Genomic DNA, 23,975 nt, shown 5'->3' with positions numbered 1-23,975 from the left:
GCGAGTTCCGCGCCGAGCTGTGCGACCTCGGTGAACACGCGGGTGTCGGAGCGACCGGCGTGCCCGATGACCGCGCCGTGGTACTTCTCGCACGCGCCCCGGTTGGCCCGCATCTGGAAGAACAGCACGGCGTCGGCCCCGTGCGCGACCGCCTGCCAGCTCCAGAGCCGCAGGACGCCCGGCCGCTTGAGCGGGTTGACGTCCCGGCTCGCGGTGAAGCTCGGGGTCTGCTCCATCAGCCAGAACGGCTGACCGTCCTTCAGCCCGCGCATCAGGTCGTGGGTCAGCGCCATCCGGGCGGCCGACTTGTCGTCCGGCGGGTAGTTGTCCCACGACACGAAGTCCAGGTGCGCGGCCCAGCGGTGGTAGTCGATCGGCCGGTACATGCCCATGAAGTTCGTCGTCACCGGAGTGTCCGGATCGGACTCCCGGATCGCGGCCTTCTCATCCACGAAGTTCGCGAGCATCGCGTCCGACATGAACCGCAGATAGTCCAGGGTGATCCCCTGGAACGCGGTGTGGTCCGGGCCGCGCCAGTGCTCGGTCAGCGCCGACGGCGGTTCGATCTCGTCCCAGTCGGTGAAGGTGTGCGCCCAGAACGTCGTGCACCAGGCGTCGTTGAGCCGGTCCAGATCGCCGTAGCGGGTCCGCAGCCAGGCACGGAAACCGGCGGCGCACAGGTCGCAGTAGCACGCGCCGCCGTACTCGTTGCCGACGTGCCAGGCGACGATCGCCTCGGTGATCGCCTCGGTCCCGGCGTACCGGTGGGCGATCCGGCGGGCCAGTTCGGCCGACAGCCGCCGGAAGACCGGCGAACTCGGGCACGAGTTGTGCCGCTGCCCGAACCGGTGCCGGCGCCCCTCGAAATCGACCCGGGTCACCTCGGGATGAGCTTTGGCCAGCCAGGCCGGGTGCGCGCCGGTGCCGGTCGCGAGGCAGATCTGACGGCCTTCGGCGACAGCCTTGCCGACCACGGCGTCCAGTGTGGAGAAGTCGTAGACGTCCGCGGCGGGCTGTGTGAGCGCCCAGTCGAACACGCCCAGCGTCACCGTGTCGACGCCGGCCAGGTCGAACAGCCGGTAGTCCTGCTCCCACACCTGTTTCGGCCACTGCTCCGGGTTGTAGTCGCCGCCGTACCGGATCTTCACTCGGTGAACTCCTCGCGGATCTCGTCGGTCATCGCGCGGCTGGCGCGCAACAGGCCCAGCACGAACAGGCTCGCGGTCAGCGCCAGCGCCGCCTCGGAGAAGAAGATCGTGACACCGAGGGCCAAGACCAGCAGGCTCAGCTGCGACAGCGTGCCCCGCCAGCTCTTGATCAAGTGGTACGCCGAGAGCCGGGCGACGTCGCGTACCCGGAAGGCGAACAGCGACGTGATCACCAGGGCGTTGACACTCCACGCGACGGCGATCGCCGCCAGGGCCAGCAGCAGTCCCGCCCACCAGATCGGCACCCCGGCCGCCGCCCGGTGCGTGACGATCACCCCGACGACGGTCAGCCAGGCCAGCAGCGGCGTCCACCAGCGCAGCACGCCACCCGCGTTGGCCCGAAACCCCCGCCAGTACGCCGCCGCCGGCCGCAGATCGGTGACGTCGCCGCGCCGGTGATGCAAGGCGTACAGGGCGGCGGCGACGGCCGGCCCGATCGGGAGCGCGCAGAGCGCGGCCAGCGGCAGGTTGCCGGCGTCCCGGTCCAGCAGCATGAGCAGGGCGTACCCGGGAGCGATGCTGACCAGCAGGAGTCCCTCGACGGCCAGCACGGTGTAGACGAACGCGGTGATCCGCGACAGCGGACCCTCGCCGAACTCCCGTCGCGCGCTGACCGTCATGGCGTACCGCCGAGCAAGCGGCTCTCGTCCCACCATTGTGGAGTCTCGTCGGCGACCGGGCTCAGTTCCACGAGGGTGACCTCGTTCGCGTCGAGGACCAGGTCCAGCTCCACCCGCCCGCCGACGACCGGCAGCCGGGCATGGCGGCGTACGGGTTCGGCGGTCTCGCGGAGGATGTCGAGCTGCCGCGGCGTGGGGGAGGCTGGGCGGCCCAGCTCACCCCAGGCCGCCCAGGCGTTGCCCATGGTCTCGCTGACCGACGACCGAAGCAGGAACGCCGCTCCGTCCACCGTCGGGTGCGACATGGGAAGCGAGAGACTGACCCGGTGCCCGGCGACGCCGCCGACCGGGCCGGTGACGTCCACAGGCGCCCAGGCCAGCACCGCGATCCGGCCCGAGTCGTCCCGCGTGACCAGGCAGTCGTCGTCCTGGCGCAGGATCGCGCTGCCGAGCCGCCGCATGAACGCGTACACGTGGAAGGTGGGTTTCTTGATCTGACGGTGCGTGAGCAGCCCGAAACCGCCGTGGAACAGCGCGGCCGGTACCCCCGCCTCCTCGAACATGTCGCTGAACGTCCAGTAGGAGTACGAGTCGGCGTGCTCGCCGCCGCGCGCGATCACCGGGGCGAGGTACGCGGCGTGGAAGGCGGTGTCGTGGATGGGGTTGTCGGGCCGGTAGGACGAGTTGAACTCGGTGATGTGGACCGGCAGGCCGGCGAGTGGCGTGCCGCGCAGCTGCTCGCGGGGCTTGCCGAACTGTTCGAGGAGCGTCGCGGCGGGCGCGAGCGTCTGGTGCACGCCGAACGGGACGTGCTGAGCCGGCCCGGAGCTGTACGCGTGCCGGCTGACGAAGTCGACCGGGACATCTCGGGTGGCGCAGAACTCGGCGAAGCGCACCATCCAGTCGTCCGACCCGGGGGAGATGGCCGGGCCGCCCACCTGCAGCCCGGCGTCGATCTCCTTGATCGTGGTCGCGGTGACCTCGTAGAGGTGGTGATAGGCGGCTTCGTCGGCGTCGAGCCAGAAGTCCTTCAGATTCGGCTCGTTCCACACCTCGATCGGCCAGGTACGCACCTCGTCGAGGCCGTAGCGGTCGACGAGGTGCCGCACGGTGGCCCGGACGAGATCGGCCCACTCGCGGTAGGAGCTGGGCGGCGTCACGTTGCCCTGCCACCAGAACACCGTCTGCGTGCCGGAGGCCAACGTGGACGGCATGAAGCCCAGCTCGACGAAGGGCGCGATGCCCAGCTCCCGGTACGCGTCCACGACCTGATCGATGTAGGTGAACACGTGCCGGACGTCGCGGCGGCCGGCCCACTCGTAGGGCCGGTGCACCCCGACGGCGTCCCCGAGCAGCCCGTGGCCGCGGATGTGCCGGAAGCCGATCTCGCGTTGGATCAGCGCCAGCGAGTCCTGGTAGTCCCGCCGCAGGGCGAGCGGGAACTCCCCGGTGCCGACGCAGTAGCGCCAGGCGTCGCTGAGCGAACCGGTGGGCTGCTCGGGAACGTGGTCGCCCATGATCAGGGGTGCGCCTTCTTGAAGCGGTCGTGCGCCTTGTTCACCAGCTCGACGTACTGGTCGGAGTTCTTGCCCTTCAGCTCGGCCACGTACTTGTCCCAGTCGCCGAGCGGCCGCTGGTTGAGGATGAACTTGAGGGTCTGCTGGTTGACGTAGTCCTTGATCCCCGTCTCCCAGAGGGTGGCCTGCTCCCGCTCGTCGACGCTGAACGGGTGCGGCGGCGGCACCGGCAGGGTGTCGCGGGCGTTCATCTCCTTCTGGAACTCCTTCTCCTCATCGGAGTAGAACGACTCCCGCAGCTCGGTGCTGCCGCCGTACGCGAACACGCCGTTGTAGAAGCCGAAGTCCACCTGCAGGTGCTTGGTGCCCGATGGGTTGAGCCCGACGACGTTGACGTCCGGCGCGAGGGTGCGTTTGCCGGAGGCGTCCTTGGTGAAGGTGGTGCCCTCGACGCCCCACTTGGCGTACTCCTCGCCGGCGTCGGAATACCACAGCCAGTCGATGAACTGCATCATCGCGACGAAGTTCTTGCTCTCCAGCGCCTTCTTGGAGATCATGATGCCGTTCTCCAGGCGGGCGGTGCCAGGCTTGTTGGGGCCGTTCGGGCCGATCGGCCGCGGGATCTTGACCACCGTCGCGCCCGGGATCTTCGCGATGTCCTTGCGAAGCTCGTTGACCAGGGTCTGGGTGTTGCAACTGATCACGAAGGACTTGCCGTTGGCGAACTTCTGCCGGGCCTGGTCGTCCTGCTGGGTGAAGCTCTCCGGGTCGAGCAGCTTCTCCGAGACCAGCGTGTTGAGGAAGGTCAGCATCTGCTTGTACTGATCCATCGCGCCGGTGAGCTGGAACTTGCCGGCGGTCTTGTCCCACCAGGCGTTCTGGTAGTCCCAGCCCGCGCCCGTGCCGAACGCGTTGCTCAGCAGGGCGAGCAGGTTGTTGCCGCCCGGCTGCGGGGGAGTGGACCAGCGGTCGGACATCGGATACTGATCCGGGTACGCCGTCTTCATCGCCTTCAGCACGGCGTGCAGGTCGTCCCAGGTCTTCGGAACCTGAAGGTTCAGCTTCGTGAGGATGTCGGTCCGGATGGCGAGCGAGTAGTCGACGTAGACCGTCTCATGCACACCGGGCAGCAGGTAGAACTTGCCGTCCTCCTGGCGGTAGGTGTCGAGGTCGCTGTCCAGCTTCCACTTGGCGACCTTGTCCTTGAAGTTCGGCATGAGGTCGAGATAGTCGCTGACCGGCAGGATCGCCCCACCGGCGATGAGCGCCTCCTCGTCCGGGTGGTACGTCTTGGGGATGATCATCGGCGCGTCGCCCGCGCTGACCATGACGCTGCGCTTCTGGTTGTAATCGCTGCCGGGGATGACCGTCGGCTCCAGGGTGACGTTGGTCCGCTTGGTCAGCTCCGACCAGAACAGCCAGTCGGCCTTGTACGGGTATCCGGCGTTGCTCAGCAGCATGATCGAGAACTTGACCGCCTCGGTCGCCTTGAACTGGTCGCCGGCGGCGTACTTGTCCATCGCGCCGGCCTTCTTGCCGGAGAGGTCCTGGTCGCCTTCGTCGTCGTCGCCACAGCCGGCCAGGGCCAGCGTGGAGGCGGCGGCGCCGGCGGCGAGGAGCACCTGGCGCCGGGAGAGCTGGTACATGGTCACTCCATTTCATGGGGCGTTCATGGGGTGTGGTCCGTGGAGGCGTGCGAAGAGCAGGTCGGGCGCTACCCCTTGACGGCGCCGAGCATCACGCCGGAGACGAAGTAGCGCTGGATGAACGGATAGACGAGCATGATCGGTAGAACGGTGAGGACGATCGTCACCGACTGGATGTTGGCGGCGATCTGCAGCGCGGCCTCGCTGGCCGTGCCGACGTCTGATCCGCCGGTCGCCCCGGCGATGAGGTTGCGCAGGTAGACCGTGACGGGGAACATCTCCGAGCGGTCGAGGTAGAGGTACGCCGAGAACCAGGAGTTCCAGAAGAAGACGGCGTAGAACAGCACCATCGTGGCGAGCATCGCCTTCGACAGCGGCAGCACGATCCGCAGCAGGGTCTGGTACGTGTTGAGGCCGTCGACGGCCGCGGCCTCCTCCAGTTCGGCCGGCATCGACTCGAAGAACGACTTCATCACGAGCAGGTTGAACACGCTGATCGCGTTCGGCAGCACGACCGCCCAGATCGTGTTACGCAGGCTGAGCCCGCTGACCAGGACGTAGTTGGGGATCAGGCCGCCGTTGAAGAACATCGTGAAGACGGCGACGCCGACCAGGGCGCTCCGGCCGCGCAGGTTCTTCTTGGACAGCACGTACGCGTAGCAGACCGTGAGCACCATGGAGATCGCGGTCGCCACCACGGTGTAGAGCACGGTGTTCCGGTAGTTCGTCCAGAACGCCGCGTCGGACATCACCCGGTGGTAGGTGGTGAGGTTGAAGCCGCGCGGCCACAGGTTGACCTGGCCGGACCGGATGTAGTCCTCGGCGCTGAACGACCGCGCGACGATGTTGACCAGCGGATACAGCGTCAGGACGACCACGCCGGTCAGGACCAGGGCGTTCACCGCCTGGAAGACGCGGTAGCCCCGGCTCGGGCGCTGGCCGCGATTCCGCCGCGCGGGCGGGGCTGCCGCGTCTCGCTTCGGCGCCTCGACGGTCACCACAGGCTCGTCCCGACCGTGCGGCGGGAGATCGTGTTGGCCGACAGCACCAGGATCAGCCCGATCACCGACTCGAACAGGCCGATCGCGGCGGCGTAGCTGAAACTTCCGGAGACGACGCCGACCCGGTAGAGGTAGGTCGAGACGACGTCGGCGGTGGGGTAGGTCAGGGGGTTGTAGAGCAACAGGATCTTCTCGAAGCCGACCGCCATGAACGTGCCGATGTTGAGGATCAGCAGGGTCACCATGGTGGGCCGGATGCCCGGCAGGGTCACGTGCCAGGTCTGCCGCCAGCGGTTCGCGCCGTCGATGCGGGCCGCCTCGTAGAGGTCCGGGTCGATCGTCGTCAGCGCGGCGAGGTAGAGGATGGTGCCCCAGCCGACGGTCTGCCACGCCTCCGAGGTCACGTAGATGGTGCGGAACCAGCCCGGCTGTTGCAGGAACGGCACCGTCTCCTCGCCGAGCGCCTTCAGCCCCTGGTTGACGATGCCGTCGACCGAGAGCACCTGGAAGACGATGCCCGCCACCACCACGATGGACAGGAAGTGCGGCAGGTACGAGATGGTCTGCACCAGACGCTTGAGCGCGCCGGTGCGTACCTCGTTGAGCAGCAGGGCCAGCACGACGGGCAGCGGGAACAGCACCACCAGCGTCAGCGCGCCCAGGATCAGGGTGTTGGTGAAGACCTGCCAGAACGTCGGGTCGTCCCAGAACATCTGGAAGTAGTGCAGCCCGACCCACCGCTCACCGAAGATGTCGCCGCCCGGCTGGTAGCGCCGGAAGGCGATCACGTTGCCGACCATCGGCAGGTAGCGGAAGATCACGAAGAAGAGCAGGGGCAGGATCGCCAGTGAGTAGAGCTGCCAGTCGCGGCGTATCGCCTGGCGCCAGGTCCGCGCAGCCATCGCATCCTCGAAAATTTTCCGAAAATTGCCCGTTACATTTGGCGGCACAGTAGGCGTCCCGAGATGGCTGTGTCAAGGTCTTCTGACCGGTAACTCGCTGCGCAAACGCCACATTGGACACTGTCTCCGGGTGCTACAGTTCTCCGAAACTTCCGAACGGTGTGGGGAAAGTTTCATGGCCTTGTTCGACCTTCCGCTCGACCAGCTTCGCCGGTATGCGCCCGAGGTGCCCGAACCGGCCGACTTCGCGGAGTTCTGGGCGGCGACGCTCGGCTCGGCCGCGGCCAAGCCAGTGCTGATCGACGTCCGGCCGGAGCCGTCGGACCTCGCCCTCATCGACTGCTGGGACGTCACCTTCGCCGGCTTCGGCGGCGACCCGATCCGGGCCTGGTACTCGCGCCCTTCCGGACGGTCCGAGGCGCTGCCGGCCGTGGTCGAGTTCCTGGGCTACGGCCGAGGACGCGGGCTGCCGCACGAACGCCCGACCTACCCCGCCGCCGGCTACGCCCACCTGCTGATGGACAGTCGCGGCCAAGGCGGGCAGTACGGCACCGGCGGCGACACCCCCGATCCGGGCGGCTCGGCGTACGGGGGACCTGGGCCGGTGACCCGGGGCCTGCTCGACCCCGCCGAGTACTACTACCGCCGGTTGATCACCGACGCCGTCCGCGCCGTCGAAGCGGTACGCGCGCTGCCGGGCGTCGACCCGGATCGGGTGGCGGTCGCCGGGAACAGCCAGGGCGGCGGGCTGGCCCTCGCCGTCGCCGGTCTGGTCGCCGACCTCTCAGCGGTGCTGTCGACCGCGCCGTTCCTGTGCCACGTCCAGCGGGCGATCGACATCACCGACGCCGAGCCGTACGCCGAGATCGTCCGGTTCCTCGCGATCCACCGGGAAGCCGAGGACGACGTCCGGCGGACTTTGTCCTACATGGACGGCGTGTCCTTCGCCCGGCGCGCGACCGCCCCGGCGCAGTTCGGCGTCGGGCTGCGCGACACCGTCTGCCCACCGAGCACGGTGTTCGCCGCGGCCAACCAGTACGCCGCCGAGCACGAGGTCCACGTGTACCCGTTCAACCACCACGAGGGCGGCGAAGCCGTGCACGTGCGGCGGCAACTGCGCTGGCTTCGCTCGCGGCTCTCCCGTTAGCGCGGCTCGGGCTCGGTCGTCAGCAGGGTCGCCAGCGTCGGCCACGAGTCCACCACGGTCACCCAGTCCGGCAGGTCCGCCCCGGCCCGCTCTGCGGGTTGCTCCTCGGTCCCACCGGTGAACAGGTAGCGATGGTCGACGGTCTCCAGGTACGCAAGCACGTCCAGCCGGTCGTCCACGAAGTGCGTGATGCCCAGGCGCTCGCACACCGGACCCTTGTCCCGGCGTTCCCGGACGAAGTGCACGTTGCCCGGATCGACCCCGGTACGCCCGAAGAAATCCTGGTGAGCCAGCCACGCCCGGGTGTTCGCCTCGACCTTCGGGCCGGCCTTGGACACCACGTGTACCCGCCCACCGAACGGCGACCCGGTCAGCTTCGCCAGCGCGTCGAACACTCCGACGGTCGCGGGCGTCTCCAGTGGACGGGTGCCGAAGAACGACGTGTCCTCCTCGCGCCCGGCCAGCGCCACGATCACGCCGCCGACGTCGACGCCGAGCGTCGGATGCTGCTTCCAGCCCGGACCGCGGTACGGCGTACGAGCCGCCGGTGCGGGCCGCTGCCCGCGCTGTCGCCGTCCCACAATGGACCTTCCCTTGGGGAGTCGCGCCTTCCCGCGCTGTGCGCTTTAGCGCTGGATCATGGTTCTGTGTCGAATCTTGCACTGACTGCACTCCTGGCGGCTCGCCCAAGAGGCTCCCCGGCAATTCGACCTGGAACCGTGATCCAGCGTCAAGCGGATTGCCGAGCTGAGTGCTGGGCGTCGGCGTCGGTCATCGGCTGGGGCCGGGGGAAGAGGCGGACGAACCGCTCGACGGCCTTCCGGTCGCCGTCGACCCGGATGTCTTCGCCGAGAGGGCGGCCGCCGAAGACGACCGAACGCAACGCCGCGACGCTGCCCGTCAGGGTGGCATCCGGCCGCGTAGCCGATCCGCGCGCGATCTCGAACCGGCCGTCGTGGATCGAGGCGTGGAAGGAGTCGTCGTCGATCCGCAGTTCGAAGGATCCATCCGTCGAGGTCTGGGCATCGAAGGTCGTGCGGAGCGCGAGGACGAACGCGTCGGCGCTCATCGGCGTATCCGTCGGCGGCAACGGCAACCGGCTGCCGAACGTCGCCAGCGCGATCAGCACCGGATCGAGCAGCCGGCCCACCTCCGACAGCTCGTACGCCGTCGCGCTCACCGGCGGGCCGAGCCGCCGTTTGCGTACGACGCCGGACTCCTCCAGCTCGCGTAGCCGCTGGGAGAGCACGTTCTGGCTCATGCCGGGCAGGCCCCGGCTCAGCTCGGTGAACCGCTTCGGTCCCAGCAGCAGCTCACGTACGACGAGCAGTGCCCATCTCTCACCGACGACCTCGAGCGCGCGCGCCACGCCGCACGGATCGTCGAACCTTCGCTTGCCGGCCACCGAGAAATCATAGGTCTTCCTCTTGCGTTCTGGTAGCAGTCACTCCTAATTTAGGAGTATGGAGTTGAAGCAAGGAGACCTCAGGCTGCTGGAGACCGACCTCGCCCGGCGGCTGCTCGGCTCGACCGAGCTGGCGCGGGTGGCGTACGTGGCGAAGGACGGCACGCCCCGCGTGTTCCCGGTGATGTTCCACTGGACCGGCGACGAACTGGTGTTCGGCACGTTCGCCGGCAGCGCCAAGATCACCGCGCTGCGCGCCCGTCCCGCGGTCGCGCTGACCGTCGACACCGCCGGTCCGCCGCCGGAAGTGCTGCTGCTCCGCGGCCAGGCCACGGTGACCGAGGTGGACGGCATCCTCCCCGAGTACGCGGCGGCGCACCACCACTACTACGGACCCGAGCAGGGTGCGCGCAACATCGCCGACGTGGAGCAGTCCGGGCGGAAGATGGTGCGCATCGGGCTCGTTCCCGACTGGGTCGGCACGCTCGACTTCGTCAGCCGTTTCCCGGCGGCCCTGTCATGACCGACTTCGTCCTCATCCCAGGGGCCGACGGGCAGGCCTGGTACTGGCATCGCGTCGTGCCGTTGCTGCGCGAGCGAGGTCACGACGCGATCGCCGTCGACCTTCCACAGTCCGACGACGCCGGATACGACGAGTACGCCGAAGCCGTCCTCCGCGCCACCGCCGGCCGCCCGAATCCGGTCCTGGTGGCACAGTCGCTCGCCGGTTTCCTTGCGCCGGTCGTCGCCGCGCGTACGCCGGTCGACCGGCTCGTGCTCGTCAACGCGATGGTGCCCGCGCCGGGGGAGACCGCCGGGCAGTGGTGGGCGAACGTCGGGCACGCCGAAGCCCGGGCCGGCAAGGACTTCGACCTGCTGGACGACTTCTTCCACGACGTCCCCGCCGACGTCACGGCCGAAGCGACGGCCGGTACGCCCACCGGCCCGTCCGAGACGCTGTTCGCGCAGCCCTGGCCGCTCGACGCGTGGCCGGACGTGCCGACGACGTTCCTACAGGGGACGGACGACCGGTTCTTCCCGCTGGAGTTCCAGCGCCGGATCGTCCGGCAGCGCCTCGGTCTCGACCTCGAGGAGATCCCCGGCGGGCACCTCGTGGCGCTCAGCCGCCCCGAGTCCCTCGTCGACCGGTTGACCAGCGTCGACCACACCGGGCGGCATCGCTCAACTTACATGTAACGATTGTGTAGGGCGAATGTATGGCGCCGCTCTACCTTCGGTCGCAGCGCATGGGGCGCTGAGCGTACCGAGGAGGGGTGACGGTGAAGAGGATTCTCATCGTGGCGGCGACCGCCGTCCTGTTGGGTGGCCTGATCGGCGCGGCTCCGGCGCAGGCCGCGACGGCGCGCAACGGGGTGTGCGAGGACGGCGAGGTCTGCCTCTACTACAACAGCGACAACGCGGGGTCGCTGGTCGACTTCGCCGGGTCGATCCAGGACTACGGCACCGGCTCGGGCTGCGTCACGTTCCTCAGCTCGGGCAACGGCCGCGGCCAGTGCGTGAAGAACAACGCGGCGTCGGTCTGGAATCGCAAGTCCGTCCCGGTCACGATCTTCTACAAGAGTGACTGGTCCGGCGCGATCGACTCGTTCGTCGCCGGGGCCAAGGGCAACCTGCGGGCGGAGTTGAAGAACGAGAACGCGAGCCACGTCGTCGGCGAGGCCGGCAACGATCGCCTCGAGTTCGGGCTCTACCATGACGACGCCGGGGCCATCTCGGCGTACTTCGACGGGTATTTGAACACCTCGGGCCGGCATGAGGGCATCGACCTGGCCCGCAGCGCCGGGTCGGCCGTGTACGCGCTGACCGCTGGAACGGTCGTCTACAAGAACGAGGGCGGCGGCGGGCTGTCGACGCTGTCGATCTACAACGCCGAGCTGGACAAGACCGTGATCTACCTGCACACCGACCCGCTCGACGGGCTGAGCGTCGGCGAGCACGTCGACAAGGGGCAGCGCATCGCCACCGAGGCGTCCCGTGGTGCGAGCGCCGCGCACACCCATGTCGAGATGCGGCCGGGGCGGCACGAGCTGGCCGCGGTCAGCGTCGGCGACCCCACGCTGAGCAACCCGATCCCGACGACGTTCTGGATGAACCGCGGCTACAACATCTGCTGCCAGTAAGGCCGGTAACGCTGCCCCGGCCCGCGACCGTCGTGCCCGGCGGAGCGGGCCGGGCCTGGGAGTAAGTACTCTCTCGCTATGCCTGAGACCTCAACCCGGCAGCGCATCATCGCCGCGGCGTCGCGCCTGTTCGCCGAGCGCGGGTACGCCAAGACGAGCGTGGCCGACATCCAGACCGCCGTCGGGCTGACCGGGGGATCGGGTGCGCTGTACAAACATTTCCGGTCCAAGGAAGAGTTGCTGCGCGCGGTCGTCGACGAGCATGTGGCGCATTACCAGACCGAGAAGACGCTGCCGTTCGCCGCGTCGGGCGAGGTGGGCGGGCCGGACGGCGACGTGCCGGCGGTGCTGGAGCGGCTGGGCCGCGTGGTGCTGGCCCGGCTGGACCTGAGCGTGGAGAACATCCGCATCACGTTCCGCGAGCTCGACCAGTTTCCGGAACTGCTGGAGATCCTGCACGCCCGGTTGATGCGCCCCCTGTACGCCGAGGTCGCCGACTGGCTCGCGCAGCAGGCGGCGGCGGGACGCGTACCGGCGGTGGACGCGCAGGCGACGTCGGCCGTGCTGGTCGGCTCGCTGACCTACTATCCGATCTATCGCGTCCTGCTGGGTGAGCCGGAGGCCGGGGTGGACCAGGATCGCTTCCTGAAGGCGTGGGTCGCGGTCGGGACGGCCGCCCTGACGGCGTAGGCCCCGACCGCGTACGCGTTCTCAGTGGACGGGTAGCCCGGCGGGCACGGCCAGCCGGCCCTTGGGCATCAGGAACAGGGCGACCACGGCCGCCACTCCGGCGGTGGCGGTGGCGGCCCAGAAGCCGTCGGCGAAACCGGCCACATTGCCGCCGGTGAGCCCGGTCGCCGCGATCGTGGAGAGCACGGCGACGCCGATCGCCCCACCGAGTTCGTGGAACGTGTTGATCAGCCCCGACGTCAGCCCGGAGTCGTGATGCTCCACGGTGGCGAGCGCGGTCGTCGTGGCGGCGACGAAGACCGCGCCCAGGCCGAGCGAGGCGATGGTCATCCCCGGGAGCAGTCCGGTGTAGACGCTGCCGGTCATGCCCAGCCGGGTGAGCAGGCCCAGCCCGGCCGCCGCGATCACCAGGCCGCCGACGGAGGTGGTCCGGCCGCCGAGGTGCCCGACGAACCGGCTGCCCAGGTGCGCGCCGACGCCGATGCCGAGGGCGACCGGCAGGAACGACAGGCCGGTGCCCAACGGGCCGTAGCCGCGTACGTGTTGCAGGTAGAACGAGCCGAGGAAGAACTGGCCGATCAACAGCCCGGTCGCGGCCAGCATCAGGAACGCGCCACCGGCGACCGCCGGCCGGCCGAGCAGGCTCAGCTTGATCAACGGGGTCGCCACCGTACGCTCCACGACCGCGAACGCGCCATAGAGGAGGACAGCGGCGCACAAGGCGATCAGCGTCGGTGAATCGGACCAGCCCGTGTCGCCGGCACGCACCATCCCGTAGATCAACGCTGCCGTGGCACTGGTGACAAGCAGTGCGCCGGGGACGTCGATCGTTGTGCGTACCCGTTGATGATGCCGGGGGAGCACGGCCGGAAGCGTCGCCAGGAGCGCGAGCCCGACGGGGACGTTGACGAAGAAGATCCACCGCCAGCCGGGGCCCGCGGTCAGTGCCCCGCCGACCAGTACGCCGACCGCGGAGCCGGCGCCGCCCAGCGCGGCCCAGACGCCGAGGGCCTTGGTGCGTTCGGCGCCGTGGAAGGTCGTGGTGACGGTGGCCAGCGCGGCGGGTGACAACAACGCGGCGCCGATGCCCTGGCCGATCCGGCCGCCGATGAGCAGGCCGGCCGAGCCGGCGAGCCCGGAGGCGAGCGAGGCCGCGGTGAAGACGGCGAGGCCGATGAGGATGAGCCGCCGGGTGCCGAACGCGTCGGCGAGCCGGCCGCCCAGCAGCATCAGCCCGCCGAAGAACACCGTGTACGCGGTGACGACCCAGGTCAGGGTGGAGCGGGGCAGGGTCAGGCCGGTGCCGATGTCGGGCAGCGCGACGTTCACCACGGTGACGTCGAGGACGAGCATGAACTGCGCGACGCTGATCAGCGCCAGCACCAGCCAGCGACGGGGCTCAGGCGCCGGTACGCCGGACGGGAGCGTGTGAACGGCAACGGGGTGAGTCATGGTGAGAGAGTACTCTCTCACCACCGCGTCGTCCACGATGGCGAACGGCCTGGGCCGGGTGCGCGATAGCTCCCGGCCCAGGCCGTTCGAGGTGGTGCTGAGCTGTTTCAGCTCGCGGAGCAGGATGGCGTCGGCGCGGTGTTGGTGCCGTTCCACGACCCCAGGAACCCGAAGTTCGTGCTGCCCGCCGCGGCGAGGCTGCCGTTGTAGCTCACGTTCCGGGCGGTCACGGTGGCCCCGCTGGTGGTCGGGGTGGCACCCCACATCTGCGTCACCGTCTGACCGTTGGCGAACGTCCAGCTGACCGCCCAGCCGCTGATCGCGGCGCTGCCGGCGGTGACCTTGACGTCGGCCTGGAAGCCGCCCGGCCACGAGTTGACGATCGTGTAGGTCGCCGTGCAGGTCTTGCCGCCGCCAGACGTGGGTGACGTCGTCGGCGAGGTCGACGGAGACGTCGAGGCCGAGGGAGACGTCGACGGCGAGGTGGACGGCGAGGCCGAGGTCGACGACGTCGGAGACGTCGTGCCGCTGAAGATGGCGGCTTCCTTCGCGGTGGCCTTGATGCCGTTGGCGCCGTTGAAGATGCGCTGACCCCAGGTGGTGAGCGTGGCGGGGTTGAAGCCGGTCGCCATGTCCAGGATCGGATCGGTGTTGCCGCTCCACGACCAGCCCAGATAGCCCAGACCGCGGGCCTGTGCCTGGGCGAGGATCGTCTCGTGGTCGACCTCGCTGGAGCTGAACTGCCAGCCGAACTCGCCGATCACCAGCGGCAGCCCCATGGTCTGGAAGGCGTCGAAGTACGAGGTGATGGTCGCGGCCTGGTTGTAGACGCTGTACATGTGGATCGAGAAGAGCGTGTTCTTCAGCGTGTCCGCGTTCCAGATGGTCTGCGCGTTGTCGCGCATGATGTTCTGCCAGTCCTGGCCCCAGTTCGGGGCGTCGACCATCAGCATGTGCTCGAACCCGTTGCTGCGCATCTTCTTCACGGCGTTCGAGGTCGCGTCGATCCACTGGCTCGGGTTGGTGTTGCCGATCGGCTCGTTGCCGATGTTGATGATGACGTAGTTCTCCTGGCCAACCAGCACGCTCTTCTGCGTGATCCAGTAGTTGACCGCCTCGTCGAGGGTCGCGGCCGCGCCGTCCTCGCCGTACCCGGTGGTGTCGTGCACCTCCAGGACGCAGATCATCTTGTTCTGCTTGCAGAGGTTGATGACGTTGGCGACGTCGCTCGACGGGCCCCAGCGCTTGCCGCTGCCGAGCACCACGCGGATCGTGTTGGCGCCCAAGGCCTTGATGTTGGCGAACGAGCTGGTCTGGCTGGTGTACCAGACGTGCGGGTGGTTGACCCCGCGCATGATGAAGTTCTGGCCGTTGGCCTCGACGACGTTCCGTCCGCTGATGTGCAGCCCAGTGGCGGCGTACGCGGGCGGTGCGAAGACGAACAACGACGCGGCCGCTGTGAGCGCAGCGGCACTGAGGGCTAGCAGTGCTTTCTTCATGACCCTTCCTCGACGGTTGTAACGTTTGTAAATCCATGGAGACCGTGAACGATACGCTTCTATGTTCTTCAGTGGCAATCGGGGGAGGTGCCATGAGCGATCGCAGCCGTCGCAGTGGAATGCGCGAGGTCGCGCGAGCGGCCGGAGTCTCGGTCTCCACAGTGGCCAATGTGCTCAGCCGGCCGTCCATTGTGGCTCCGGAGACCCGGCGCCGGGTGGAGGAGGCGATCAACCGGGTCGGCTACGTCCCGCACGGACCGGCCCGGCAGCTGCGCGGCGTACCGAGCCCCATCGTCGGCAGCATCACCCTGGACCTGGCGAATCCGTTCTACGCCGAGGTCAACCGGGGCATCGAGGACCGGCTCGCCGCCGAAGGCTGCCTCCTGCTGGCGTGCAGCACCGATCTGCGGGAGGACAAGGAGACCCGGCTGCTCAAGCTCCTCCAGGCCCAGGCGGTCCGCGGGGTGATCATCTCCCCGCTCGAGGTCGACCCGACGCGGCTGCTGACGCTGAGCCGCCAAGGCACGCCGGTGGTCCTGATCGACCACCCGCGCGGGGACCTCGACCTCTGCGCGGTCACCGTCGACGACGTCCTCGGCGGGCGGCTGGCCGGCGAACACCTGCTCGCCCTCGGCCACCGGCGGATCGCGTACCTGGGGGACACGGTGGACCCGGCCCCGGTCGCCGGCCGCCGCGAAGGACTCCGGCAGGCGATCATCGCCGCCGGACTCGACCCGGCCGACGCACTGCTCGACCTCCGCCTGCGGATGCGCCCGCCGTCGCTCATCGACGCCGCGGCCGCCGCCGTCCACCCGATCCTGTCCGCCTCACCTCAGGTCACGGCGGTCGTCTGCCTCAACGACACCGCCGCCCTCGGCCTGCTCGACGGCCTGGAGACCGCAGGGGTACGCGTACCGCAGGACCTGTCGATCGTCGGCTACGACGACCTGAGCTTCGCTCGCCGCTTGACCCCACCGCTGACCACGGTGCGGCAGCCCCCATACTCGGTCGGTAAGGCGGCGGCGGAACTGCTGCTGGCCGAGTCCGCGCCGGATCACGACCATCGCGAGATCCGGTTCCAGCCCGAGCTGGTGGTACGAGCGTCGACCGCGCCGCCCCGCTGAACCGCCTCAAACTTCGGGGGCGGGCGCGTGCTCGGTGTGCCCCGCATGACCGGCGTGGTGGTGTGCGCTGTGCGGGAGCATGTACTCCGCCGGGCGCAGCAGCATCACGCCCGCCATCGCGAGGAACATCAGCACGTGGCCGGCCGTCGAGAGGACCATCCGGCCGATCAGGCCGGTCCACAGGAACGGCAGCAGGACGAGGAACGGGACGTACATCGCCGCCGCCATCTCGGCGATCGGGCGCCAGCCGTGGCGGCGGATCAGCATCCACGCGGTCATGCCGATGACCATGGTCGTCGCCATGACGAGCAGCATGACGTCGGCGCGGGCATACGCGTCCGCCGCGCCGAGCGCGGTGAACAGCATCCGGGCCAGCGGCGCCAGGGCCATGCCGATCATCATGGCGATCACCATCTGGACGTAGTGCCACCAGAATCGCCGCCACGTCCCACCGGCCGCGATCGCGTCCGACACCCGGCTCATCGCCGTCTCCCTCCCCGAAGAACCCCCTGGAGGACAGCGTGCCGGTCACCCGGGCGCGAGGGAAGGGAGGAGCTGGTTGATGTCCGGAATCTTGGTCTTCCCTGCCGAAGCCGTGCGGTCTGCGGCACCATCTCGGGTATGGAGATCCGCGTGCTCGGGCCGGTGGCGGCGTACGCCGAAGGCACGGCGATCCCCTTGGGCCCGCGCAAACGACGTTATCTGCTCGGGCTCCTCGCGCTGGAGGTCAACCGGGCGCTGCCGGTGGAGCGCATCGTCGACCTGATGTGGCCGGTCGCCCCGCCGCGAACGGCTGTGCACGCCGTCCGGGTGTGCGCGTCGGATCTGCGTACGGCGTTGCAGGGCTGGGCTGAGATCGAGGCGCGCGGCGGTGGCTATCTGTTGCGGGTGGATCCGCTGGCCGTGGACGCGTACCGCTTCCGGCAGCTCGTCCACCAGGCCGCGCAGACCGGCGACGACACCGAGACGGTACGCCTGCTCGACGAGGCGCTGTCGTTGTGGCACGGGGAGGCGCTGGCCGGGGTGGTTCCCGCCGAGGTACGCGATCAGCTCTGCCTCGGGCTGGCACAGGCCCGCATCGCGGCGGCCGACGATCGGGCCGACGCCCTGCTGCGCTTGGGTCGCCATGGTGAGCTGCTGGAGGAGTTGTCCGCGGCGGTCGCCGCCGACCCGCTGCGGGAACGGCCGGCGCGGCAGTTGATGCTGGCGCTCTATCGGGCCGGGCGCGCGCCGGAGGCGCTGGACGCGTACGCCGGTGTCGAGCGGGCGCTCGCCGAGGAGGTCGGCCTCGATCCCGGCTCCGACCTGCGGCGGCTGCGGCAGCAGATCCTCCTCCGCGATCCGCAGATCGATCTGCCGCAGCGCAAGCCGATGCAGGTCCCGGCGGCGATCAGCGGGTTCGCCGGCCGGGCCGAAGAGCTGTCCATTCTCGACAAGCTGCTCGACGAAGGGGCACGGATCGCCGCGATCAGCGGGACGGCCGGCGTCGGCAAGACCTCGCTCGCACTGCACTGGGCGCATCGGGTCGCCGACCGCTTCCCGGACGGCGTACTGCATGCGAACCTGCGTGGCTTCGACGCCGCCGGTCCAGTGCCCGCCGCCGACGTCGTCCGCGACTTCCTCAGCGCGCTCGGCGTGGCGCATCCGGCCGGCCCCGACGCGCAGGCCGCCGCATTGCGCAGTCGCCTCGCGGGCCGCCGGATGCTCCTCGTCCTCGACAACGCGGCCTCCGCCGACCAGGTTCGGCCGGTGCTGCCGGGCGCGCCGGGGTGCTTCGTGCTCGTCACCAGCCGTCGTCGGCTCACCGGTCTCGTGGCGGTCGACGGTGCGAGCCCCGTCCCGCTCGATCTTCCGTCGCTGGACGACGCCCGGCTGCTTCTGGCGTACCGGCTGGGGAACCTGGTGGAGAGCGAGCCGCAGGCGGTCGACGAGCTGATCGCCGCGTGCGCGCGGTTGCCGCTCGCGCTGGCGGTGGTGGCCGCGCGGGCCGCGACCACCGGCCTGCCGCTGCGCGTGCTGGCCGCGGACCTGGCCGACCTGGACGGGTTCGACGGCGGCGATCCGGCGGCCGACGTCCGGGCGGTGCTGTCCTGGTCGTATCGCGCGGTGAGCGAGCCTTCGCGGCGGATGTTCCGGCTGCTCGGGCTGCGGCCCGGCCCATCTGTCAGCGCGGCCGGGGCCGCCAGCGCCGCCGGGCTCCCGCTCGCCGACGCGCAGCGGCTGCTGCGCGAACTCGGCACCGCGCAGCTGCTCAGTCACGGCCCGCGCTTCACCAGTCACGATCTGCTCATGTTGTACGCCACCGAGCTGGCCGAGTCCGATGAGGACGCACCGGCCGCCCGGCATCGGCTGCTCGATCACTATCTGCACAGCGCGAACGCCAACGCCGCCGTCCTCGACATGTTCCGGGACCCGGTGGCGTTGCCGCCGCCGGTCGACGCGGTGACCTTGGACGTCATGCCGGACGACGCGGCCGCCCTGGCCTGGTTCACCGACGAGTACGCCGCCCTGGTGAACGCGGTGTCGGCCGCCGCCGAATCCGGTTTGGACAGACAAGCCTGGCAGCTGGCGTGCGTGCTGACGGAGGTGTTCGAGCGGCTGGGCCGATGGGAGGACTGGTCGGCGACGCACGAGATCGGGCTGGCCGCCGCCCGCCGGCTCGGCGATCGGGCCGCCGAGGCACGCTGCCTGGCCGGCTCGGGGCGGGCCGCGATGTGGCGGCAGTCGTGGGAGGAAGCCCACGACCGGCTCGGCCAAGCCCTGACCCGGTACGCCGAGATCGGCGACCGCGACGGTCTGGCGCGTACCCACCACAATCTCGGCTACCTCCACGAACAGCAGGGCGGCGACCTGAACCTGGCGTTGCGGCACAGCGCCTGGGCGCTGCACCTGTTCCGGGAGTGCGGCGACGAACCGGGCGAGGCCCGCGCGCTCAACGCCGTCGGCTGGTACGAGTGCCTGCTGGGCCGGCCGTGGGACGCGGTCACCCATTGCCGGTCGGCGCTGGATCTGCTGCGCCGGCTGGGCGATCGGCGTACCGAGGCGTTGACCTGGGACAGTCTGGCCTACGCCTACCTGGCCCTCGACGAGGTACGCGAGGCGATCGACTGCCTCGAACACGCCGTCGCGATGCTCGTCGAGCTGGGCGATCCCTACCACGAGGCCGAAGTCGCCGACCACCTCGGCGACGCGTACGCCCGGCTCGGCGAGACGGCTGCCGCCGACCGCTCCTGGCGGCGCGCGGTGGACCGGCTGGAGGGCCTGGGCCACGCGCGCGCCGAGGAGGTCCGGGCGAAGATCAGCAGACCATCTCCACCGTCGTGTTGATCGTGTCCTGCCGGGTGTTCCCGGCCGGATCGGTGGCCGTGAGCGTCAGGACGTGGCTGTAGATGCCGCACCCGCCGGTCAGCCGGGCGGTCACGGAGGTGCCGGTGCCGATGAGGGTCCCGTTGTCGTACCAGCGGGTCGTCAGCGCGAAGCCTTCGGGATCGGTGGCGGTGCCGGTCAGCGTCCCCGACCAGTAGTACCCGGTGGAGTCCAGGCCGGTGACCCACAGGTGAGCGCCGTTGGCGGGGCTGGTGATGTGCACGACCGGCGGCTGGTTGACCGGGTTGGCGACGAGGGTGATCGGCACGGTGGCGAACACGCACACGTTGTACGGGTCGCAGCCGCGGACTTTGACGGTGTGCGTACCGACGGCCCCGCCGGTGACCACGGTCGGGTTGTGCCCGGTCGCGAACGGCGTCGTAGCGCTGTCGAGGAACCACTGCACCGCGGAGTCCGCCAGCGGGCCGCCCTCATCGTTGGTCACCGCGTGGAACGGGATCGGCTCCGACACCCCGAACGCCGGTGAGCCGGTCGTCGGGTTGGTGATGCTGATCGTCGGCGCTCCGTTGTAGATGGTCACGGTCACCGAGTCCGTCGCCTGCACACCGTTCGGGAACACCGCCGTGGCGGTGATCGTCTGTACGCCCAGCGGCGGCGTCGCGAAGATCGACGAGCCGGTGCCGAGATAGGAGCCGTTGGCCCGCCAGGTCACCGTCGGGGTGCCGTTGCCGTCCGTGAACACCGTCGCCGTGAACTGGCTCGGCGACCCCGCGGGCAGGATCGAGCCGGTGTGCGGGGTGGTGATGTGGATCGTCGCCGGCATCGCGTCCAGAACGGCGGTCAGCGCGTTGACCACCTTCCGTTTGACGTTCGGATCGGGGCTGTTCCGCATGTGCCGGAGGAGGATGTCCAGCACGTCGTCGTTGTCCAGCCCCGGGTCGGCCGCCCAGATCAGCGCCGCCACGCCGAGGGCGTACGGCGTGGCCATGCTGGTGCCGTCGGCCGTGAACGCCGTCGCGCTCGCCGAGTTCACCGGGTCCGGGCCGACCAGGACCGTCCACGGCGCGAAGATGTCGACGTCCTCGTGGCCGTAGTTGGAGTCCGGATGGTGGTCGAGCGAGTTGTTCTTCAACCCGCCGACGCAGGTGACGCCGGCCAGCTCGCACGGCGCCCAGAGGTACTTCTCCCAGCAGATGCCGAAGCAGGTCTCGCGGTCGACGTCGTCACCCTCGTTGCCGGCCGCCGCGAAGATCAGCACGTTGGCGGCGAGCCGCAGCAGGGCGGTCACGTTCTCCATCGGCGACATCGTCCACGACAACGACCAGTGCACCTCCTTGTAGAGGCTCAAGTTGATCAGCTGGACGTTCCAGGAACCGAGCAGCGCGGACGAGATGGTGAACAGATCCTGGCCGGTGAAGGTCAGGGTCATCCGGCCCACCGGACCGGCCGGGCCGGCCCCGCCCCAGTAATTGCCGGGTACGCCCGCCGCCGCGTTGGCCACGTTCGTGCCGTGCCAGTGCGCCCACGACTCCGGGGACGGATCGCCCGGGTCGGCGAACGGCACCATGCTCTTCATCGTGTAGCCGGGCGGGATGTCGCCGTTGACGACGGGAGAGAAGCCCTTGTCGAGGATGGCGATGTCGACGCGGTTCGGGCCGAGCAGGCCGACCGAGTCCAGCTGCGTCCACGCCTCGGTCACCCCGATGTCCTGCACGCTGCCGTTGTTCAGGAAGTTCCAGGTGTACGGGTCGCGGTTGTACGGGCCGGCCGCGGTGAACCCGGGCGGCCCGTAGCTCGCCTCGGCGAGCGAACGGGTGGCGTACGACGCCGACCGGAAGAGCCAGTTGACGCCGACCGCCATGCCATCGGCGTCAACCGCCTCCCGGGCCGCGATCGTCAGCAGGCCCAGCGCCTCCTTGCTCGACACCGCGAGCGAGTCGGCCTTCCGCCGCCCCTCGTTGAGCTTGGCCAGGTCGTCGCTCAGCGACCTAGGGTCGGCCAGCTCGGGGCGGACGCGGATGGTGTAGGTCGCCAGGTCGGACTTGTCCGCCCGCGCCTGGGCCAGGATCGTGCCCCGCCACCGCTCCGCGAGATCCTTCACCTTGCTCTCGTCGGACGAGCCGACCACGATCTCGTCCTCGACGAACTCGGTGGTCACGCCGTCCGCGTCACGCATGGCGGCCACCGGGCGGGTGGTGTCCCGCTCGAATCCCGGCAACGGCTCGGTCGTCGGGGTGATCGTCGGGTCGGCCCACACCGTGATCGGGCCGTCGCAGCCCTCCTCGTCGGGCATCGCGGCCAGGATCTTGCCGCGCTCGGCCTCGCTGCCCGCGTGCTCGGCGGCCACACACGGGTCGTCGGCCGCGGCGAAGACCGGTTGTGGTGGCGACAGCACAAGTAGCAGTGCGAACACGGCGGCCGCACCCCGGAAAGTCCTCATCGGAGGATGATCGGCCGCCGGGTTCACAATCCGATCACAGCGGCTCAGCCCTTGATGTACGCCAGCACCGCGAGCACCCGCCGGTTGTCGTCGTCCGACGCGTCCAGCCGGAGCTTGGCGAAGATGGCGGCGATGTGCTTGGCGACCGCGCTCTCGCTGAAATGCAGGGCGGCGGCGACGGCGGAGTTGGACCGGCCCTGCGCCATCAGGTCGAGCACCTCCCGTTCCCGGGCGGTGAGGTCGCTGATCCGGCCGCGGGCGTCGCTGCGGGTGAGGAGCTTGGCGATCACCTGCGGATCCATCACGGTGCCGCCGGCGGCGACGCGGCGTACGGCGTCGACGAACTGCTCGGTGTTGGTGATCCGGTCCTTGAGCAGGTAGCCGATGGCGCCCTCGCCCCCGGCGAGCAGCTCGTTGGCGTACAACTGCTCGATGTAGTGCGACAGGACGAGGACGGGCAGGCCGGGCTGCCGCCGCCGGGCTTCCAGCGCGATCTGGAGGCCTTCGTCGGTGAAGGTCGGCGGCAGGCGTACGTCGACGACGGCGACGTCCGGCCGCTCGTCGAGCAGCGCCTGCCGCAGTGCGGGGCCGTTGTCGACCGCGACGACGTCGAAGCCGTGTTCCGTCAGCGTCCGGGTGAGCCCGTCGCGGAGAAGGAAGAGGTCTTCGGCGAGGACAACGCGCACGGGATCTCCAACGTCGCAGTGGTGGGGCCGCCCGGCGGACTGTGCAGGGCGAGCGTTCCGTCGAAGGCGGCCAGGCGGCCAAGGATGCCGCGCAGCCCGCTGCCCCCGCCGGGGTCGGCGCCGCCCCGGCCGTCGTCGGCCACCTCGGCTCGCAACCGCGTGCCGTCGTGGCCGAACCGGATCGTCACAGTACGCGCGCCGGCATGCTTGCCCGCGTTGGCCAGCAGCTCGGCGACGGCGAAGTACGCCGCGGACTCCACCGGCGCGGGTGGCCGCCCGGCGACGGTGGATTCCACGTGCACGTCGAGCGGGCTCTCCAAAGCCAGCGAGCGTACGGCGTCGGGCAGGCCGCGATCGGCCAGCACCGGCGGCAGGATGCCTCGGACCAGGTCGCGGAGTTCTTGCAGGGCGCGTTCGGAGTTCTCGCGTACTTCGAGGAGCAGCAGCCGGGCCCGCGTCGGATCGGACTCGACCAGCCGGGTGGCGACGTCGAGGGTCATGCCGAGCGCGACCAGCCGCGCCTGGGCTCCGTCGTGCAGGTCCCGCTCGATGCGGCGTACCTCGGCCGCGTGGACGTCGAGCACCTCGGCGCGCGAGCCGGCGAGCTGGCGGACGCGGCGGGTCAGCTCGACGCGGCCGGGGGTGAGCAGCAGCCGCGTCCAGCGCGCGTGCAGCCGCAGGACGGGCGTGGCGAGGACCGCCCCGAGGACGGCGAAACCCACCCCGAGCAGGGCGGCCAGCAGCATCGTGGTCGTGCTGGTCACGGGGATGAACGCGTACCAGTTGCCGCCGCCGAGCCGCCGCCAGAGCAGCGGCTGGACGAGCGCCCCGAAGACGCCGTAGAGCAGGAAGGCGTTGGGAATCGCCAGCAGCAGGCCGCCGGCCAGCGGATCGAGGATCGCCCAGCGGAGGTCGCGCCAGAAACCGGCCTCGCCCAAGATCAGCCGGGTAGTCCACATCGGACGACGTGACGCTGGATCAGCGGCGGACCTACCCCCCGGCGATGGTCTGGCCGGGGCGAGCGGTTCGCCGGTCTCCGACCGGACCCAGCCTCGGGCCCGATCGGACCAGCGGCGCAGCCCGCTCGCCGCCGACGGCAGCAGCAGATAGCCGAGCCCGGTCGGCAGCAGCCCGACGGCGACGACGGCGTACGCCCCGAGCAGTCGGGTC

Annotated in this window: 21 protein-coding genes; 7 read left to right on the top strand and 14 right to left on the bottom strand. The window is 69.9% G+C overall.

What is annotated here, in order from left to right:
- The 6 genes from AB0M47_RS33590 to AB0M47_RS33565 form a co-directional block, all read right to left on the bottom strand.
- Nucleotides 1-1,148 (bottom strand): beta-galactosidase (locus AB0M47_RS33590; protein WP_363421258.1); only part of this gene is annotated, 1,148 nt, incomplete at its 3' end.
- A complete protein-coding gene (locus AB0M47_RS33585) occupies nucleotides 1,145-1,828 on the bottom strand; it encodes a hypothetical protein (RefSeq protein ID WP_363421255.1) in 684 nt (227 codons plus the stop codon). The genes AB0M47_RS33590 and AB0M47_RS33585, both read right to left, overlap by 4 nt.
- Nucleotides 1,825-3,345 carry a glycosyl hydrolase gene (locus AB0M47_RS33580; protein WP_363421252.1) on the bottom strand — a complete coding sequence of 507 codons (1,521 nt, stop codon included), beginning with the start codon at nucleotides 3,343-3,345 and terminating at the stop codon, nucleotides 1,825-1,827. Before AB0M47_RS33580 ends, AB0M47_RS33585 begins: the two co-directional genes overlap by 4 nt.
- A 2-nt stretch (nucleotides 3,346-3,347) precedes the next feature.
- Complete coding sequence (locus AB0M47_RS33575; protein ID WP_363421249.1) at nucleotides 3,348-4,991, bottom strand: extracellular solute-binding protein; 1,644 nt, start codon at nucleotides 4,989-4,991, stop codon at nucleotides 3,348-3,350.
- A 68-nt stretch (nucleotides 4,992-5,059) separates the two neighbouring features.
- On the bottom strand, nucleotides 5,060-5,989 hold the full coding sequence (locus AB0M47_RS33570) for a carbohydrate ABC transporter permease (protein ID WP_363421246.1): 930 nt from the start codon (nucleotides 5,987-5,989) through the stop codon (nucleotides 5,060-5,062).
- Complete coding sequence (locus AB0M47_RS33565; protein WP_363421243.1) at nucleotides 5,986-6,894, bottom strand: ABC transporter permease subunit; 909 nt, start codon at nucleotides 6,892-6,894, stop codon at nucleotides 5,986-5,988. Before AB0M47_RS33565 ends, AB0M47_RS33570 begins: the two co-directional genes overlap by 4 nt.
- Nucleotides 6,895-7,069: 175 nt before the next feature.
- Here AB0M47_RS33565 and AB0M47_RS33560 point away from each other — a divergent pair, with 175 nt between their 5' ends.
- Nucleotides 7,070-8,041: an acetylxylan esterase gene (locus tag AB0M47_RS33560; RefSeq protein WP_363421240.1), complete on the top strand. Its 972-nt coding sequence runs from the start codon at nucleotides 7,070-7,072 to the stop codon at nucleotides 8,039-8,041.
- On the opposite strand, the gene AB0M47_RS33555 is transcribed toward AB0M47_RS33560, so the two are convergent.
- The gene (locus AB0M47_RS33555; RefSeq protein ID WP_363421237.1) at nucleotides 8,038-8,622 is read right to left on the bottom strand and encodes a hypothetical protein; all 585 of its coding nucleotides are present in this window, start codon (nucleotides 8,620-8,622) and stop codon (nucleotides 8,038-8,040) included. The two genes, AB0M47_RS33560 and AB0M47_RS33555, sit on opposite strands and share 4 nt — an antisense overlap.
- A gap of 149 nt (nucleotides 8,623-8,771) precedes the next feature.
- A complete protein-coding gene (locus AB0M47_RS33550; protein ID WP_363421234.1) occupies nucleotides 8,772-9,446 on the bottom strand; it encodes a winged helix-turn-helix transcriptional regulator in 675 nt (224 codons plus the stop codon).
- Nucleotides 9,447-9,504: 58 nt separating this feature from the next.
- Here AB0M47_RS33550 and AB0M47_RS33545 point away from each other — a divergent pair, with 58 nt between their 5' ends.
- The 4 genes from AB0M47_RS33545 to AB0M47_RS33530 all read left to right on the top strand — a co-directional run bounded on the left by AB0M47_RS33545 (nucleotide 9,505) and on the right by AB0M47_RS33530 (nucleotide 12,277).
- Complete coding sequence (locus tag AB0M47_RS33545; protein WP_363421231.1) at nucleotides 9,505-9,969, top strand: pyridoxamine 5'-phosphate oxidase family protein; 465 nt, start codon at nucleotides 9,505-9,507, stop codon at nucleotides 9,967-9,969.
- Nucleotides 9,966-10,643 carry an alpha/beta fold hydrolase gene (locus AB0M47_RS33540; RefSeq protein WP_363421228.1) on the top strand — a complete coding sequence of 226 codons (678 nt, stop codon included), beginning with the start codon at nucleotides 9,966-9,968 and terminating at the stop codon, nucleotides 10,641-10,643. The genes AB0M47_RS33545 and AB0M47_RS33540 overlap by 4 nt, the downstream gene beginning before the upstream one ends.
- Before the next feature lie 83 nt (nucleotides 10,644-10,726).
- Nucleotides 10,727-11,587, top strand: a complete 861-nt coding sequence (locus tag AB0M47_RS33535; protein WP_363421225.1) for a peptidoglycan DD-metalloendopeptidase family protein — start codon at nucleotides 10,727-10,729, stop codon at nucleotides 11,585-11,587.
- 78 nt (nucleotides 11,588-11,665) lie between these two features.
- Entirely contained in the window at nucleotides 11,666-12,277 is a 612-nt protein-coding gene (locus AB0M47_RS33530) for a TetR/AcrR family transcriptional regulator (protein ID WP_363421222.1), read from the top strand.
- A gap of 21 nt (nucleotides 12,278-12,298) precedes the next feature.
- Here the strand turns inward: AB0M47_RS33530 and AB0M47_RS33525 are convergent, their stop codons facing one another.
- Together AB0M47_RS33525 and AB0M47_RS33520 are read right to left on the bottom strand one after the other, a co-directional pair.
- Entirely contained in the window at nucleotides 12,299-13,729 is a 1,431-nt protein-coding gene (locus tag AB0M47_RS33525; RefSeq protein ID WP_363421219.1) for an MFS transporter, read from the bottom strand.
- A gap of 107 nt (nucleotides 13,730-13,836) precedes the next feature.
- On the bottom strand, nucleotides 13,837-15,228 hold the full coding sequence (locus AB0M47_RS33520) for a cellulase family glycosylhydrolase (RefSeq protein ID WP_363421216.1): 1,392 nt from the start codon (nucleotides 15,226-15,228) through the stop codon (nucleotides 13,837-13,839).
- Nucleotides 15,229-15,320: 92 nt separating this feature from the next.
- On the opposite strand from AB0M47_RS33520, the gene AB0M47_RS33515 reads away from it, so the two are divergent.
- On the top strand, nucleotides 15,321-16,352 hold the full coding sequence (locus AB0M47_RS33515; protein ID WP_363421213.1) for a LacI family DNA-binding transcriptional regulator: 1,032 nt from the start codon (nucleotides 15,321-15,323) through the stop codon (nucleotides 16,350-16,352).
- A 6-nt stretch (nucleotides 16,353-16,358) separates the two neighbouring features.
- Here AB0M47_RS33515 and AB0M47_RS33510 read toward each other — a convergent pair whose 3' ends face one another.
- Nucleotides 16,359-16,835: a hypothetical protein gene (locus tag AB0M47_RS33510; protein WP_363421211.1), complete on the bottom strand. Its 477-nt coding sequence runs from the start codon at nucleotides 16,833-16,835 to the stop codon at nucleotides 16,359-16,361.
- Between the two features lie 138 nt (nucleotides 16,836-16,973).
- Between AB0M47_RS33510 and AB0M47_RS33505 the strand changes: the two genes are divergently transcribed.
- Entirely contained in the window at nucleotides 16,974-19,679 is a 2,706-nt protein-coding gene (locus AB0M47_RS33505; protein ID WP_363421209.1) for a BTAD domain-containing putative transcriptional regulator, read from the top strand.
- Here AB0M47_RS33505 and AB0M47_RS33500 read toward each other — a convergent pair.
- The 3 genes from AB0M47_RS33500 to AB0M47_RS33490 form a co-directional block, all read right to left on the bottom strand.
- On the bottom strand, nucleotides 19,651-22,119 hold the full coding sequence (locus tag AB0M47_RS33500) for a S8 family serine peptidase (RefSeq protein WP_363421207.1): 2,469 nt from the start codon (nucleotides 22,117-22,119) through the stop codon (nucleotides 19,651-19,653). The genes AB0M47_RS33505 and AB0M47_RS33500 overlap by 29 nt on opposite strands.
- Nucleotides 22,120-22,163: 44 nt before the next feature.
- On the bottom strand, nucleotides 22,164-22,805 hold the full coding sequence (locus AB0M47_RS33495) for a response regulator transcription factor (RefSeq protein ID WP_363421206.1): 642 nt from the start codon (nucleotides 22,803-22,805) through the stop codon (nucleotides 22,164-22,166).
- The coding region (locus tag AB0M47_RS33490; RefSeq protein ID WP_363421204.1) for a histidine kinase at nucleotides 22,745-23,975 on the bottom strand (1,231 nt) is incomplete at its 5' end. The genes AB0M47_RS33490 and AB0M47_RS33495, both read right to left, overlap by 61 nt.

The organism is Hamadaea sp. NPDC051192 (assembly GCF_040682475.1).
GTDB lineage: Bacteria > Actinomycetota > Actinomycetes > Mycobacteriales > Micromonosporaceae > Hamadaea > Hamadaea flava.
Note: the sequence above shows the minus strand (reverse complement) of the source record. Positions and strands in the feature narration are given on the sequence as shown.